This is a genomic window from Marinomonas sp. 15G6-16, from assembly GCF_055809555.1.
Genome location: NZ_CM147916.1, coordinates 897,229 through 911,443, shown reverse-complemented (window position 1 = coordinate 911,443; position 14,215 = coordinate 897,229). Strand labels below are relative to the sequence as shown.

Here is a 14,215-nt window from a genome sequence, read left to right as displayed (position 1 = left end):
TTGTCAAAACGCTGTGTCTGGGGTCATTGTATGTAGAGGCGTTGCTTTGAATAAAATCGATTATTCGATGTAGTTTTATTTCAATCGAAAAAATAAATGTCGTTAGATAACAACAAAACAGGTGAAGACGGATGAAAGTGTATTTTGTTTCAGACGGGACAGCGATTACCGCCGAAGTGTTTGGCTCAGCGATGTTGTCGTTTTTTGATGTGGCTGTGGAAACCCAAAGCGTGCCATTTTTGGTGACAAAAGATCAGGCAAATGGTTTAAAGCAACAGATAGATTTGGAAGTTGAGCAAGGTTTGGCTTTGTTGGTTTTTTATACTATTTCTGATGTGGGAATTCGTGAGATTATTCAATCTTGCAACTGTCATTGCTACAACTTGTTCGGTGATTTGTTATCGCCCATCGAGCAGGCGTTGGGTGTAAAAGCACAGCCAGCGGCGCAGAAAGCTCACGGCATGAAAGAGGGCGTTTATGATGGTCGTATCGACGCTATTAATTATGCTTTAGCAAACGATGACGGCGTTTCTGTTAAGAACTTCCAAGAAGCCGATATTATTCTGCTTGGCGTATCTCGCTCTGGGAAAACGCCAACCAGTTTGTATTTGGCGATGCAGTATGGAATTAAGGCGGCGAACTATCCGATCACTGAAGATGACTTTTCTTCTTCTGGGTTGCCTAAAGTTTTAAAAGAGCACAAGAAAAAACTGTTTGGTTTGACGATCGATGCCCAACGCTTACATGAAATCCGTACGGGAAGAATGGCGTCTAGCAAATACGCTTCCGCTCGACAATGTCGTTATGAAGTGGATGAGGTGGAATCTATTTATCGGCAAGAACGGATTCCATTTTTAAACTCGACTAAGCTTTCTGTGGAGGAAATTTCCACCAAAGTCATGGCGGAGATGAATTTAGTGCGTCACAGGCAGTAATTATGAATGGCTGATCTATCGAATAATTCGATTAATGGCCTGTTTTGGGTGAAAAATACCGCAAAAGACTTGTGTAAAAGTCAATTTACCAAGACAAGAAGTTAAGGCGTCAGGTCAAAAAAGCCTGAAATATCGAGCAAATCCATCTTTTTGTTGTGTAATTACGAAATAACTCATCATAAAAGATGAAGATAAGGCTAAGTGCTTTGCTAACTTGGAGAGTATTTAATCAGAATGCTCTATAATATTGACTAATTGAACGTGTCAGAGGTTTGGGGCAAGAGATCACCAAACGAGGCAGATGTTCTAAATAATAAGATGTTCATATTTGAATTGTATAAAAGAGAGACGTCTTATCGAGAAACCAAGGATAACTATACATTGAGTAATAAAAAAATTAACGACCCACACATGCAACGAGAAGCGTCTAAGTACGATAACCCAGTACCAAGCCGCGAATTCATTCTAGAGTTTTTAGCCAGCCAAAATACAAGCATTGGTCACCTTGATCTATGCGAAAAGTTCGCGCTTACCGGTGAAGACGAAATAGAAGCTCTTCGCCGCCGCTTGATCGCCATGTGTCGTGATAACCAGTTAACCAGCAATCGTAACGACGAATATAAGCCGCTTTTAGAAAGTGAGCTGATCGAAGGTTACGTGCAAGGAAACAAAGAAGGCCACGGTTTCTTATTGCGTCCAAGTGACGACGATATTTTCTTGTCTGCCCGTCAAATGCAAAATGTGATGGACGGTGACAAGGTAAAAGTGCGCCTTTCTGGTCGTAGCGTAAAAGGTCGTTTAGATGGTGTTGTGGTTGAGGTGTTAGAACGTAAACACACTCAAATGGTTGGTCGTTACTATTTGGAAAGCGGTACGGCTTTTGTTACACCAGAAAATCCACGCATCGCCCAAGACATTCAAATCACCACAGATTCTGGTTTGGCACCAACTCACGGCCAGTATGTTTTAGCTGAGATTGTCTCTTATGCAGAGCGTGGTAAACCTGCTCAAGGCCTTGTGAAAAAGATCTTAGGCGACTTTATGGCGCCTGGCGTTGAGATCGAAGTCGCTATGCACCGCTACGAAATTCCGAATGAGTGGCCAGCGGCGGTTGAAAAGCAGATTAAAAACTTTGTTGCGGAAGTGGCAGAAGAAGACAAAGCGAATCGAGTGGATTTACGCGATACGCCATTTGTCACGATTGATGGCGAAGACGCGCGTGATTTTGACGATGCAGTGTATTGTGAAAAAACACCAGGTGGTTGGAAGCTGTTTGTTGCCATTGCTGATGTTTCGCATTATGTGAAAAAAGATTCGCCATTGGATGAAGAAGCGATTGTTCGTGGTAACTCTGTTTACTTTCCTGGACGCGTTATTCCAATGTTGCCAGAAGTCTTGTCGAACGGCTTGTGTTCATTGAACCCAGACGTTGACCGTTTGGCGATGGTTGCGGAAATCTCTTTGACTTCCAGAGGCAAGATGCGCGGCTTCAAATTCTATGAAGGTTTGATCCGTTCACACGCTCGTTTGACCTATTCTAAAGTCGCTAAAATGATCGCTGCTGAACCAGAAGAACAAGGTTTAGAATTGCGCGAGCGCTACAAGTCGATTGTTTCTCACATCGATGACTTAAATGGTTTATATCACACATTAAAAGGCGCTCGTGATGAACGTGGTGCAATGGAGTTCGACACTGTCGAAACTCGCATGGTGTTTGATGAAAACTCTAAGATCGAACACATTGTTCCAGTAGAACGCAATGACGCTCATAAGCTGATTGAAGAATGTATGCTGTGTGCCAACGTAGCAACGGCGGAGCTTTTGATTAAGTCTGATTTGCCTGCGTTATTCCGAGTTCACGAAGGGCCAAAAGATGATCGCTTGTTAACCTTGCGTACTTATCTTGGTTTGCTTGGCTTGGAATTAACTGGTGGTGCTAAGCCGACACCAGCCGATTACGCTATGTTGTCCGAAACGATTAAAGATCGTCCTGATGCTCGTAGTATTCAAACTATGATGCTTCGTTCTATGTCTCAGGCCGTTTATCAAGCAGATAACATGGGGCACTTTGGCTTGAATTATGAAGCCTACACACACTTTACTTCGCCTATTCGTCGTTATCCTGATTTGTTAGTGCATCGTGCGATTCGTTATTTGATTCGTGGTGAAGGTCGTCCTGTTGTGCGTCAGGTTCATCGCGTAAAAGGCAGTCCAGAGCTTAAAAAACGTAAAATATATGGCTACGAACATGCGGATATGGACGGCTTTGGTGATTCTTGTTCCGTGACAGAGCGTCGTGCTGATGAAGCGACTCGCGATGTGGAAGCATGGTTGAAATGTCAGTACGTTGAACAACATCTTGGCGAACCTTTTGATGGTGTTGTGACGGCGGTGACTTCGTTCGGTTTGTTTGTTGAGCTACAAGGTTTATTCGTTGATGGTTTGGTGCATATTTCCGGTCTTGGGCAAGATTACTTTGTTCATGATATTGAACATCAAGCGATTGTCGGTGAGCGTACAGGACGTGTTTTCCGTCTTGGTGATTCGTTGAAAGTGCGTGTTTCGAGTGTGAATTTGGAGCAGCGTAAAATTGATTTGAGCTTAGACGACACAGCGCCAAGAGCTCGTAAGAAGGTTGAGCGTAACGATCAAACCGAGCTTGAAATGCAATTGGCTCAATTGCCTCCTATCGAATTAGGCGGTCGCTCTAAGCCGAAAAGCTCTGTAAAAGGTGCTGATGCGAAGGCTGAATCGGGTAAAGATTCTAAAGAGTCGAGCGGAAAAGCGAAGAAAAAGCGTCGCCCTCCTGTTTCTAAAGGTAAGCGTATCCGCCAGAAGAAATCGGCATCTGCTGCTTCGGCTAGTAAACCTTCTGCTTCTGCGGCGAAAAAACCGAAGAAGCCGAAAAAGCCAAAAAAGAGCAACGCTAAGCCTAAAGCGAAAGATTGAGTAGAAACTCGAAGTACGACACATAAAAGAATAGAGTAAATAATGTCAGATTTAGAATGGATATACGGTATTCATGCCGTGGAAAATGCGTTGACTCAACAACCTGAGCGCGTGAAAGAAGTACGTTTTCAAGAAGGCCGAGACGATAAGAAAAATCAGCGTTTGGTACAGCTTTGTAAAACTAATAAAGTGCGTTACAGCATTGTTCCCCGTCGTGATATCGACCAGTTGTTCACTAAGAATAAAGACCGCGTTGTACACCAAGGTGTTGTGGCTTTTACCACAATGACCAAAGCCGGTAACGAGGCAGATTTGCATACCTTGGTTGCGGGCTTAGAAGAAAATCCTCTGATTATTATTCTAGACGGCGTTACTGATCCGCATAATTTAGGTGCTTGTTTACGAAGCGCCGATGCAGCAGGCGCTCATGCGGTTGTTATGCCAAAAGACAATTCCGCGCCATTGAATGCGACAGTAAGCAAAGTTGCCTGCGGTGCAGCGGAAAGCATGCCTGTTTTCTCTGTCACAAACTTGGCTCGCACCATGAAAAAGCTCCAAGACCAAGGTGTTTGGATTTTTGGCACGGCGGGTGAGGCAACGCAAACGGTTTATGAACAAGATTTCACCATTGGCACTGCGATCGTAATGGGAGCAGAAGGCGAAGGTATGCGTCGTTTAACCAGAGAGCAATGCGATTATCTTGTTAAGTTGCCAATGGCGGGTGTTGTTTCAAGCCTGAACGTTTCTGTTGCAACGGGCGTTTGTCTTTATGAAGTAGTGCGTCAACGTGCTGTGAAAGCACAAGGATAAGGAGTTTTCGTGTTTCCAAGTTTTACGATTCAATCACCTTCGTCTTCTATTGAAGTTGAGTTACAACAAAAAATCGATACTAAAACCAAACCGTTAGGTGCGTTAGGTGAATTGGAAAATCTGGCTTTTCAATTAGGTAAAATTCAGAACAGCCTAACGCCAGATGTTTCCAAAGCAAAAATGATTGTCTTTGCGGCAGACCACGGTGTTGTCGCACAAGGCATTAGTTTGTTTCCTCAAGAAGTGACGCCTCAAATGGTGATGAACTTCTTAATGGGCGGCGCTGCGGTTAGCGTATTTTGTGATCAACATAATGTGCCTTTGCGTGTTGTCGATGTGGGTGTTAACGCCAAGTTAGACGAACATCCTTTATTGGGTGCGCGCAAAGTTGCTATGGCTTCCAAAGACTTCAGCCAAGAAGCGGCGATGACATTGGAAGAAGCAGCTCAGGCGATTCAAGCGGGTGTAGACGAAGCGGATCTTGCGCTTGATGACGGCGTGAACTTGCTAATGTTTGGCGAGATGGGCATCGGCAATACTTGTGTATCGTCTTGCATGATGGCGGCTTTGGTCGGCATGAGTGCTGCGCAAAGTACTGGACGCGGAACAGGTTTAGATTCAGCGGGTGTGTCTCATAAAGCTTCTATTATTGAGCAATCTTTGAAACGCGCAGAGCAAGCGACGGGTCAGTCTATGGCGGACTGGAGCGCGCAAACGTTAGCGGAACAAGTTGGCGGCTTTGAAATATTGGCGATGGCGGGCGCTATGTTGCGTTCAGCTGAGCGTCAAACGGCCTTTGTTGTTGACGGTTTTATTTGTACGGTTGCTTTATTGTTCGCTCAAAAGGTTGCGCCGAATGTGCGTTATTTCGCCGTTTTTGCCCATCAGTCGAACGAACAGGCTCACCGTTCTTTGCTTGAGCATTTTGATGCTTTGCCTATATTGTCCTTGAACTTACGCTTAGGTGAAGGTTCTGGTGCTATCTTGGCTTACCCTTTGATTCAGAGTGCTTGTGTGTTTTTGAATAAAATGGCGAGTTTTGAAAGTGCTGGCGTGAGCGATTCAAAATAGCCTATTGGCGTATTGTTTCCCCAGACTCTGATAGATCAATCTGAGAAAGTATAAGATGAAAATCACCATGTTAGATCCTTATTGGCAAGGCTTTAAACGAAGCCTTGTTACTTATACTCGAATCCCTCTTAAAGTGGATTGGAGTGATGATATAAAGCACATTTCACCTGTGTGCTTTTTACCATGGATTGGTATCGTTGTGGCTTTGATCAGTGCTTGGCCGCTTTGGTTTGATTGGTCTTCTTCTTTGCAAGCCATTTTAATGCTGCTGACTGCCGTGTTGCTGACAGGCGGATTTCATGAAGATGGACTGATGGATGCTTGTGATGGCTTGATTGGCGGTTGGGACAAAGAAAAACGTCTGACCATTATGAAAGACTCACGGATTGGCAGTTACGCTGCTTTATCTATTTGGTTCTCTCTGACGATTAAATGGTTGCTGTTGAGCGAGCTTCTGGACGTTATTCCTGAATCCTTCTTAGGCTTTATTTATACCTTAAGTGCTTGGTGCATCGTGCATGTTTTAGCGCGGATTATGCCGTTAATGCTAATGAGTACCTTGGATTATGTGACGCTGGGCAAGAGTAAAGCGTCTGGAATGATTGCGAAACTCAGCCCGATTCATTGGGCGATTGCCTTAGCACCTTGCTTGGTGATTGGTTTGTTGGCGTTCAATGTGGTCGCTCTGCTTATTACGCTGCTCATAACTGTGGGTGTGGTGGTTCTCTTGCGCATGTATTTGCAGAAGAAAATAGAAGGTTTTAACGGTGACACCTTAGGAGCAAGTGAGCAGATTGGTGAGATTTTGGTCATTATTTGTTTGCTGGCATCTTATTCGTGAAACTGTTTTTAATCCGTCACCCAAAGCCAGATGTAGAAAAAGGTCTGTGTTATGGCGATATGGATGTGCCATTAGCTGCAGGTTGGGAAGACGGCGCAAATGCTTTAGTAAAATCCCTTTCATTGGATTTCTCAGATACTTCAAATGCTTGCTATCACAGTCCATTGAGTCGAGCGGCTCAATTGGCGGACTATGTTAGTGGCGGCCATTCTCAACCAGTGTCTGCTCTGAAAGAGTTGGACTTTGGTGATTGGGAAGGGCGTTGCTGGCAAGATATTTCCAAACAAGAAATAGACACTTGGATGGAAGATATTGTTAACGGCGCGCCTTATAATGGCGAGTCGCTTCAAGTTGTTGCTGATCGCGTTTGGCGTTGGTGGTTGTCGATCAAAGACCAGCCAATGCAAAACTGCGTATTAGTCGCTCATTCCGGTGTGATTAAGGTGTTAGTGAGCTTATTGTGCCAGTGGCCTCTTGCTCAATCTCACCGTATTGATGTTGGCTTTACTAGCCTGACGGAATTTATGGTGCAAGGGGATTATGTCACCTTAAAGCGTCTTGGCGCTGGTGATTGGGTGACAGCGTAAGGTTTGGCGTTCGCCAAGTTATCTTTGGTTTTATTGAGACAAATTACATAATGTTGCTATATCTTTTGGGTATGTTTGGTATTGCTGCTTTTGCAATCACGGGCGTTATTTCGTCTGGTAAAAAAGACATGGATATTATCAGTGTGGTATTTCTTGGGATGGTGGCATCGCTTGGCGGTGGAACCATTCGAGACACGATTTTATCTGTCGAGACTGTTTATTGGGTCGCGGATACCTCGTATTTATGGGTCGCGTTTGCGTCTTCTGTTTTGGCCTTTTTTGGTGTGCGCTTTATGAATGACCGTCAAAAAGTCTTTCACTATGCGGATTCTTTTGGTCTTGCTCTCTTTACAGTGGTGGCAACAGAAAAGGTGTTAATGCTTGGTTTTGCTGCGCCGATTGCCATTACCATGGGAATCATCACTGGTGTTGCTGGTGGTATCATTCGTGATGTTTTAAGCCATCGTCCGCCTTTGGTTTTAGGGCGAGAGTTTTATGCAACACCGGCTTTCTTGGGTGCTTTTTTGTTTATCCTACTTCAAAAAAACATACCTTCACATGAATTTAACTCCATTTACGCGGTGTCTTTAATCTTTATACTGAGGGTATTCGCTATACATAAAGATTTGTATTACCCAAGTTGGTTACTCTATAAAAAAGAGATACATCATGAGCAAAGAACAGATAACGAAAACAACAATCTCAAACACTGATCAAGACGCTTTGGATAAAAATGAAGCCCGTTTGTTAAAGAAAAAGGCCGTTGTGGATCAGCGTATTGCTGCCGCGACGGAAGAACGTGGCGTGACGATTTTGCTGACAGGAAATGGCAAAGGCAAAAGCTCAAGTGGTTTTGGCACTATGGCGCGTGCTTTGGGTCATGGGCAAAAGTGTGGTGTGATTCAGTTTATCAAAGGTCGAAAAGCAACAGGCGAGCAGTTGTTTTTTGGCGAACATCCTTTGGTGGATTTTCACGTTATGGGGCACGGTTTTACTTGGGAAACTCGTAATCCAGAATTGGAAAAAGAAGCCGCAGAGCAAGCTTGGGATTTAGCGAAGACAATGTTGTCTGACCCAAGTATTCATTTCATTTTGTTAGATGAAATAACCTACATGTACAAATATGGTTATCTGAATGAAGATGATTTAGTGGCGGCTTTAGCGGCTCGCCCTAAACATCAGAATGTCATGATGACGGGTCGTACAGCACCTAGAGTATTGTTAGACAGCGTTGACACACACAGTAAAATTGGCAATGAGCGTCATGCTTTTGCTAATGGTGTGAAAGCTCAAGTCGGTATCGAATGGTAATACTCACCGTCTTTTAATCTGTTTCTCATAACGCCCACTCCTTCTACATTATGGTCGCATTACTGCGGCCATTTTTGTTTCTGTGTTGCTTTTTTTATATCTAGATTTTAATGAGATTTATTCTCAAATAAGTGGATTTTTTCTCCCCTTTATATAATAATGATTCTCATTAGGTTTCAAAGAGTGATATTCATCATATTCGAGGAGAACGTTATGCAGAACTGGGAGCGTTTAACAAGGCAAGCAAATCGAGCTTATTCAAATCATGCTTTTTCTGATGCCGTTGAGTTAAATCGAGAGGCATTGATGCAAGCGGAGAAGAGTTTTGATGATGACTTCCATCGTGATGCAGAGTCTGCAGTTGCGGCCGCTGCCGTGAGCTTCTTGAATATTGCTGAATCTTATACCGCGTTAGGTGACTTCATTTCAGCGAATACACAGTTTGAAAACGCCGTTAATTTTTTACAAGCCATCATGGTGCGTCCAGATATGGACGATGAGCAAAGACACCTGATTATGAGAACAGCAACACACATTCGTTTTGAGTGGGAGTTGTTTGCTCAGAGCCACGGAAAAAGTGTTTCAGCACAAAGCAAAACACTCATGCGAGCCTTGTCTCATGCTGTTTCCAGTGCAAAAGGTATGGTTCAACACTAACGAATTAAATTCGGTTTAACCCATTTCGTAAAACTCATAAGGATACTTATATGAAATCTATTGTTACTAGCTTATTTGTTACTTTCTGCCTTGCAGTTAGCCAGATTGCGCAAGCTCATCCAGGCCATGATCACTCCCATTGGATGAGTGGATTTATCCACTTAGTGACTATTTTAGCCGTTGGTAGTGTCATTCTTGGTGCTGTTGTCGCTTTTCAACAACATACACGCCGTAAAGGCTCGAACAAAGAGGACTAAGTTATGATGCACAGTTTTGTTAAGGCACTAGACAAGGTAATTGGTTTTAAAACCGCGCAAGCTCATTGTGATATTCCTTGTAAAATGTACGACCCATTCACAGCGCAACTAGCAGCATTAAGCTGTGTGCGTCTATTGGACTTGATCAAAGAAGTGGAAGATAAAGGCCCGCTTGATGTTGCAGGTTTCGCACAGATTTCTCGTCTAGTAACTGAAAAAGAAGCGGCTTGCACCGAAGTAAAAGAAGCCGTGCGAATCATTTGGGGCGATTATTTTAAAGCGCCACAATTTGAGCAAGTGCCAACTATTCATGACTTAACCCACTCTATCATGTTGCAAGCTTCAAAATGTAAGCAAGGCATTGACCGTGAAGAAGGTGAAAAGCTGGTTGAACTTGTTAACCAATTTGCCGATGCTTTCTGGTTAACGAAAGGCGTAGCGACATACCGTGCGACTTGCCCTTATCCACCATTATTAACAGTGGTTTACCCTGATCTGAAAGATTAGGTTGTGATTAGTTCAAACAAATGACACTGATAAGAAAGGAGGCAAAATGCTGAACCTAATCAAAGTACAAGGAGATAGTATGTCTCCTAGATTACAGGATGGTGATTTTGTTTTTACCAGTCGTTGGTACAAAAAGCTTAAGGTCGGTCACCTTGTGGTGGTCGACCATGCGCTTTATGGCTTTATCGTCAAAAAAGTCCTACACATTGCACCAGATGGCCAGCTTTGGTTAGGTGGTGAGAATGATAAAAGTATGCAATCAGAACGAATTGGCTGGGTGTCGGCTCGACGGGTTATTGGCAAAGTCATCTTCTGTATCTGCTCATCGAAAGTGTATAGAAAATAAGACACTTTTAAAGAAACAACGAAAAAATGCTTTTTGGTCGGATATTGGTCTGGCGTGGTTTTTCTCTAGAATCCACGCCATCACAACCCCCCATCCTTTATTTAAGCCAAAGAGATATCTATGTCGACAGTAGACGCAAAGAAATCACAAAAACATACTCGCCTTGAAGATGCCCAAGCTATGATCCTTGGGACATTAATTATTTCGTTAGGTGTAAACCTTTTTATCCAAACGGGTTTGCTCTCTGGTGGATCGGCAGGTTTGGCCTTTCTAATTCAATATTCCACAACGATTAGTTTTGGTCAGGCGTTTTTCCTTATTAACCTACCTTTCTACGCACTGGCTATTATTCACTTTGGTTGGGAATTCACGCTGAAAACATTCTTTGCTGTGTTTTGCTTATCGGCATTTTCCGATTTAACCGCCATGATGATTTCCTTTGAAAGTGTTAACCCAATTTATGCCAGTATTGTTGGCGGTTCTTTAATTGGCGTTGGCTTTTTGATGTTGTTCCGCCATAACGCGAGCTTGGGTGGCATCAATATTCTTGCTCGTTATGTCTCTGAGAAATACGGCGTTTCAATGGGGAAATTCCAGATGGTGGTCGACTGCTGTATTGTTCTGTTATCTATTTTTGTCGTTGATTACACTTTAATCGCTATCTCCATTGTTGGCGCTATCGCGCTGAATATGATCATTGCGGTTAACCATAAACCGGGACGTTACATGGGCAACGTGTAAACATTCCAACGGATCTTTAAAAGCGACTCACTTGAGTCGCTTTTTTGTTTGTAGGTCTGGGCTTTAGCCCGACAAAGACTATCAGCTCCATTCAAATGCTTTGTACCTATCCGCATTTTAAAAAACTCCCTTTCGCTCATTTGCACTAGAAGAAAAGAAAAAATCACCTTAGTATCAATAAGTAATCGTATTCACAGCATAAATAGTAGGCTGTGAATGAAAGCAGCAATGTGCATATGTGCACTACTAAATAATTATGTCTTTCTATGAATTGGGATGAATTTAAAAAAGTTGCTTCTTGGGGGCAGTATGTCTACTGGGCACAGCTGAATGGTGACCAATGGATTTGTTCTGAGAAACACATACCATCGAAGTCCGTGGCATTATCGTTTCAGTTTTTTGCCTCAATGTATGTGGTAATCGAGGGTTGGCAACAACTAAAACTTCAGGATGTAGAAATTGATCGGATACTTCAAAAAAATCAAGATGGGGTCTTATTGCTAAAGCGAGCCAGAAACGCCGTATATCATTTTCAAAAGGAAATGTATGGTGAAAAAATGACTTCATTTGCGTATGAATTTGGTAAGGATAGTTGGGTTGTTGATTTATATTATGAGTTCGTTCGTTTTCTGGGTGAGTACCCGAAAAAGATATGCCCCTTTGGAGAGCAACAAGAGCATTTTGTTTTCCAGTTTTATGAGATTCTAGGTTGGGAACCGGAGTAAGAATAACCATTGCAGATGTTGAAATACTCACCATATTGCGCTTTTAGCTCTATTTCAAAGTACTGTTAATGTAATTTTTAACTGTCTAAGGAGGAAGTTTTGGATATTGATTATGCATACATAAAGAAACTGCTAGAAGAAATAAAGCAAGGGCAATCGCCTTATATTAAGTCTGGTGACTTGTTTAAAAAACATCTTGAGGAGCATTCAAAACAGTTTGTTTTTCATTGGCATTTGATCGTGGAAAATGGGTTTATTTCTACCAATACAAGTTCGATATATGATCTCAAAGAAAGTGGTTTGGTCCCTAGTTCTCAAAACCCAATGCATTTTATGGTTAATAGCAAACCAATTCGTTTGACTACTGCAGGTATTGAATTTTTACAGTCTTTAAATGAACCGAAAGTACTCGAAGTTATTCAAGAAAAATTCAAAAATGAAGGTTTATCTGCAGTAATGGACATCTCAAAACAACTAGCTATGAAAGTACTAAATAAGAAGTTAGAAAGCATCAATATTTAAACAGGAGAGTAAAAAGATGTTTAAGGCCGACTCATAATTATGTGTCATTTTTGCTTTACTCTGTTTGATGAAGATTTGATGTTTTTGAATTATTCTTTTACGGAAATTAGCCTGTTTCTTGGCTAAGTTTGGGAGCTTGCATAACCCCACAGCTTCGTCATTATTTTAGAGAGAACTGAATTGAAAGCGGTCATTCAAGAAGAAACAACAGGATGTGGTATTGCCTCAGTCGCCAATATACTTGGTAAGACTTATTCTGAAATGAAGGCGATTGCTAATGACATGGGGATTTTTGCAGAAGACGAATCACTCTGGTCTGATACACAATATGTACGAAACATGCTGGCTAAATTTGAGGTGTCGACTTCGTCTGTTGAGGTTCCATTTGAGGCATGGGGAAAAACTGCCTGATCTTGCGCTCCTATCCATTAAATATCATTACGAAGAAGGGAAAGCTTTTTGGCATTGGGTGGTTTTTAAACGTGTCGATGGGCAAGATTTTGTTTTGGACTCAGCCAGTTATTTACAATCGAATGTGCGAACCGATTTCGATGACATGCAGCCTAAATGGTTTATTGAAATCAAAAATCTGTTGTTAGATTGCTAGATGCATCTTTTGCCGTTTTATAGAGAAAGTTAAGTAAGCCCAATATGATAGAAGCCGTAATATTTGATATGGATGGGACTTTGATCGATTCAGAGCCTATGTGGAAAGAGGCTGAGAGGTTCGTTTTTTCATCTCTTGGGGTTGACGTGACAGACGAACTTTCATGTCAAACGGCTGCGATGACGACACGAGAAGTGACTGAGTTTTGGTATAAGGTGTTTCCTTGGTCAGGAAGAAGTTTAGAACAGGTTGAGAATGATGTGGTTGATCGTGTCGCAACACTTATTGCTACCGAAGGCAGGGCAATGGAAGGTGTTAAAACAGCGCTCGATTTTTGTCAAAGCAAAGCGCTTAAAATAGGTTTGGCGACAAATGCACCAGCTAGATTAATACCTGTCGTTTTGGAAAAACTCGACGTAGCTCATTACTTTCATGCCGTTTCTTCTTCCGAGTATGAAATACAGGGAAAACCTGATCCTGCGGTATATTTATCGACCGTTAAGAAGCTTAATGTTGAACCTTCAGCATGCATAGCAATTGAAGACTCTGTTTCTGGCATCATGGCAGCGATCAATGCAAACATGAAAACAGTTGTCGTTCCTCCTGTTGTCGAATACTCCGATAAAAAATACGACATTGCGGATATTAAGCTTAAACAACTCTCTGAGCTTTCTGATGTACTGCAAAGTAGTTGCGTGGCAGCGGGGTAGCTTTGTCGGCATAAATGCCGACAAACAACTTTGTGACTAAAGATCCGTTTCCTAAGTTTTCGCCTCTCCTGTATGATTACGCCAATCAAAAGACTGAGGAAATGAGTTTGGAGTTACTGAAAGTAGACAATCTTAATCCCTACCTAGATGATCTTATCGAGTTATTGTGTGACGCTGTGGATTCCGGTGCTCCGATTGGCTTTTTACCACCAATGAGCGAGCCTGAAGCGAAAGCCTATTGGTTGTCTGTGAATGACGATCTACAAGAAAATGCCCGCCAAGTTTTGTTGGTTCGCGAAGATGACAAAGTCGTTGGCAGTGTGCAAATTGCCATGTCGCCGAAGGCCAATGCTTTACACCGTTGTGATGTTGAAAAACTCATGGTTCATACGCAAGCCCGTGAAAACGGTTTGGGTGGTACCTTGATGCAAGGTGTTGAACGTGTCGCCGCGGCAATGCAACGACAGCTGCTTATTCTTGAAGTTCGCAGTGACGATATCGCCCATGATATGTACGTCAATATGGGCTATATTCCGTTTGGTGAAGTGCCTGGCTATACACGCAGCGCGAATGGCATGCTGCATAACTCGACGTTTTTTTATAAAGAAATTGAAACCACCCACGAAGTGTTTTCTTAAC

18 protein-coding genes are annotated in these 14,215 nt (G+C 42.6%); all 18 read left to right on the top strand.

Annotated elements, in window-relative coordinates; translation table 11 throughout:
- The first annotated feature begins 131 nt into the window (after positions 1-131).
- A complete protein-coding gene (locus AC0L46_RS04380; protein WP_414680324.1) occupies positions 132-935 on the top strand; it encodes a pyruvate, water dikinase regulatory protein in 804 nt (267 codons plus the stop codon).
- A 381-nt stretch (positions 936-1,316) separates the two neighbouring features.
- A complete protein-coding gene (rnr, locus tag AC0L46_RS04375) occupies positions 1,317-3,884 on the top strand; it encodes a ribonuclease R (protein WP_473506065.1) in 2,568 nt (855 codons plus the stop codon).
- Positions 3,885-3,926: 42 nt separating this feature from the next.
- Positions 3,927-4,694 carry a 23S rRNA (guanosine(2251)-2'-O)-methyltransferase RlmB gene (gene rlmB / locus AC0L46_RS04370; RefSeq protein ID WP_473506063.1) on the top strand — a complete coding sequence of 256 codons (768 nt, stop codon included), beginning with the start codon at positions 3,927-3,929 and terminating at the stop codon, positions 4,692-4,694.
- 9 nt (positions 4,695-4,703) lie between these two features.
- The gene (cobT, locus tag AC0L46_RS04365) at positions 4,704-5,765 is read left to right on the top strand and encodes a nicotinate-nucleotide--dimethylbenzimidazole phosphoribosyltransferase (protein ID WP_473506061.1); all 1,062 of its coding nucleotides are present in this window, start codon (positions 4,704-4,706) and stop codon (positions 5,763-5,765) included.
- A gap of 55 nt (positions 5,766-5,820) precedes the next feature.
- On the top strand, positions 5,821-6,606 hold the full coding sequence (gene cobS, locus AC0L46_RS04360; RefSeq protein ID WP_317004725.1) for an adenosylcobinamide-GDP ribazoletransferase: 786 nt from the start codon (positions 5,821-5,823) through the stop codon (positions 6,604-6,606).
- On the top strand, positions 6,603-7,193 hold the full coding sequence (locus AC0L46_RS04355; RefSeq protein ID WP_473506059.1) for a histidine phosphatase family protein: 591 nt from the start codon (positions 6,603-6,605) through the stop codon (positions 7,191-7,193). The genes cobS and AC0L46_RS04355 overlap by 4 nt, the downstream gene beginning before the upstream one ends.
- A complete protein-coding gene (locus AC0L46_RS04350; protein ID WP_473506057.1) occupies positions 7,178-7,906 on the top strand; it encodes a trimeric intracellular cation channel family protein in 729 nt (242 codons plus the stop codon). Before AC0L46_RS04355 ends, AC0L46_RS04350 begins: the two co-directional genes overlap by 16 nt.
- Positions 7,863-8,504, top strand: coding sequence for a cob(I)yrinic acid a,c-diamide adenosyltransferase (cobO, locus tag AC0L46_RS04345; RefSeq protein WP_473506055.1), 642 nt, complete (start codon positions 7,863-7,865; stop codon positions 8,502-8,504). The genes AC0L46_RS04350 and cobO overlap by 44 nt, the downstream gene beginning before the upstream one ends.
- A 213-nt stretch (positions 8,505-8,717) precedes the next feature.
- Positions 8,718-9,161 (top strand): tetratricopeptide repeat protein, encoded by a 444-nt coding sequence (locus tag AC0L46_RS04340; RefSeq protein WP_317004722.1) that lies wholly within the window; start codon positions 8,718-8,720, stop codon positions 9,159-9,161.
- A gap of 50 nt (positions 9,162-9,211) precedes the next feature.
- Positions 9,212-9,418 (top strand): hypothetical protein, encoded by a 207-nt coding sequence (locus tag AC0L46_RS04335; protein ID WP_414680317.1) that lies wholly within the window; start codon positions 9,212-9,214, stop codon positions 9,416-9,418.
- 3 nt (positions 9,419-9,421) lie between these two features.
- A complete protein-coding gene (gene sodN, locus AC0L46_RS04330; protein WP_473506053.1) occupies positions 9,422-9,925 on the top strand; it encodes a superoxide dismutase, Ni in 504 nt (167 codons plus the stop codon).
- Positions 9,926-10,004: 79 nt separating this feature from the next.
- Complete coding sequence (locus AC0L46_RS04325; protein ID WP_473506051.1) at positions 10,005-10,271, top strand: S24/S26 family peptidase; 267 nt, start codon at positions 10,005-10,007, stop codon at positions 10,269-10,271.
- A 120-nt stretch (positions 10,272-10,391) separates the two neighbouring features.
- Complete coding sequence (locus tag AC0L46_RS04320) at positions 10,392-11,012, top strand: YitT family protein (RefSeq protein WP_473506049.1); 621 nt, start codon at positions 10,392-10,394, stop codon at positions 11,010-11,012.
- Between the two features lie 266 nt (positions 11,013-11,278).
- Positions 11,279-11,737, top strand: a complete 459-nt coding sequence (locus AC0L46_RS04315; protein WP_473506047.1) for a hypothetical protein — start codon at positions 11,279-11,281, stop codon at positions 11,735-11,737.
- A gap of 99 nt (positions 11,738-11,836) precedes the next feature.
- Positions 11,837-12,259 carry a hypothetical protein gene (locus AC0L46_RS04310; protein WP_473506045.1) on the top strand — a complete coding sequence of 141 codons (423 nt, stop codon included), beginning with the start codon at positions 11,837-11,839 and terminating at the stop codon, positions 12,257-12,259.
- A 180-nt stretch (positions 12,260-12,439) separates the two neighbouring features.
- A complete protein-coding gene (locus AC0L46_RS04305) occupies positions 12,440-12,670 on the top strand; it encodes a hypothetical protein (protein ID WP_473506043.1) in 231 nt (76 codons plus the stop codon).
- A gap of 240 nt (positions 12,671-12,910) precedes the next feature.
- Positions 12,911-13,576, top strand: a complete 666-nt coding sequence (gene hxpB / locus AC0L46_RS04300) for a hexitol phosphatase HxpB (RefSeq protein WP_473506041.1) — start codon at positions 12,911-12,913, stop codon at positions 13,574-13,576.
- A 101-nt stretch (positions 13,577-13,677) separates the two neighbouring features.
- Positions 13,678-14,214, top strand: coding sequence for a GNAT family N-acetyltransferase (locus AC0L46_RS04295; protein WP_347982890.1), 537 nt, complete (start codon positions 13,678-13,680; stop codon positions 14,212-14,214).
- Position 14,215 lies beyond the last annotated feature (1 nt).

Excerpts from the sequence above, each read along its gene's own strand:
- AC0L46_RS04380 (WP_414680324.1), top strand. The coding sequence starts at position 132 with ATGAAAGTGTATTTTGTTTCAGACGGGACAGCGATTACCGCCGAAGTG.
- rlmB (WP_473506063.1), top strand. The coding sequence starts at position 3,927 with ATGTCAGATTTAGAATGGATATACGGTATTCATGCCGTGGAAAATGCG.
- cobS (WP_317004725.1), top strand. The coding sequence starts at position 5,821 with ATGAAAATCACCATGTTAGATCCTTATTGGCAAGGCTTTAAACGAAGC.
- cobO (WP_473506055.1), top strand. The coding sequence starts at position 7,863 with ATGAGCAAAGAACAGATAACGAAAACAACAATCTCAAACACTGATCAA.
- AC0L46_RS04340 (WP_317004722.1), top strand. The coding sequence starts at position 8,718 with ATGCAGAACTGGGAGCGTTTAACAAGGCAAGCAAATCGAGCTTATTCA.
- AC0L46_RS04335 (WP_414680317.1), top strand. The coding sequence starts at position 9,212 with ATGAAATCTATTGTTACTAGCTTATTTGTTACTTTCTGCCTTGCAGTT.
- sodN (WP_473506053.1), top strand. The coding sequence starts at position 9,422 with ATGATGCACAGTTTTGTTAAGGCACTAGACAAGGTAATTGGTTTTAAA.
- AC0L46_RS04325 (WP_473506051.1), top strand. The coding sequence starts at position 10,005 with ATGTCTCCTAGATTACAGGATGGTGATTTTGTTTTTACCAGTCGTTGG.
- AC0L46_RS04320 (WP_473506049.1), top strand. The coding sequence starts at position 10,392 with ATGTCGACAGTAGACGCAAAGAAATCACAAAAACATACTCGCCTTGAA.
- AC0L46_RS04315 (WP_473506047.1), top strand. The coding sequence starts at position 11,279 with ATGAATTGGGATGAATTTAAAAAAGTTGCTTCTTGGGGGCAGTATGTC.
- hxpB (WP_473506041.1), top strand. The coding sequence starts at position 12,911 with ATGATAGAAGCCGTAATATTTGATATGGATGGGACTTTGATCGATTCA.
- AC0L46_RS04295 (WP_347982890.1), top strand. The coding sequence starts at position 13,678 with ATGAGTTTGGAGTTACTGAAAGTAGACAATCTTAATCCCTACCTAGAT.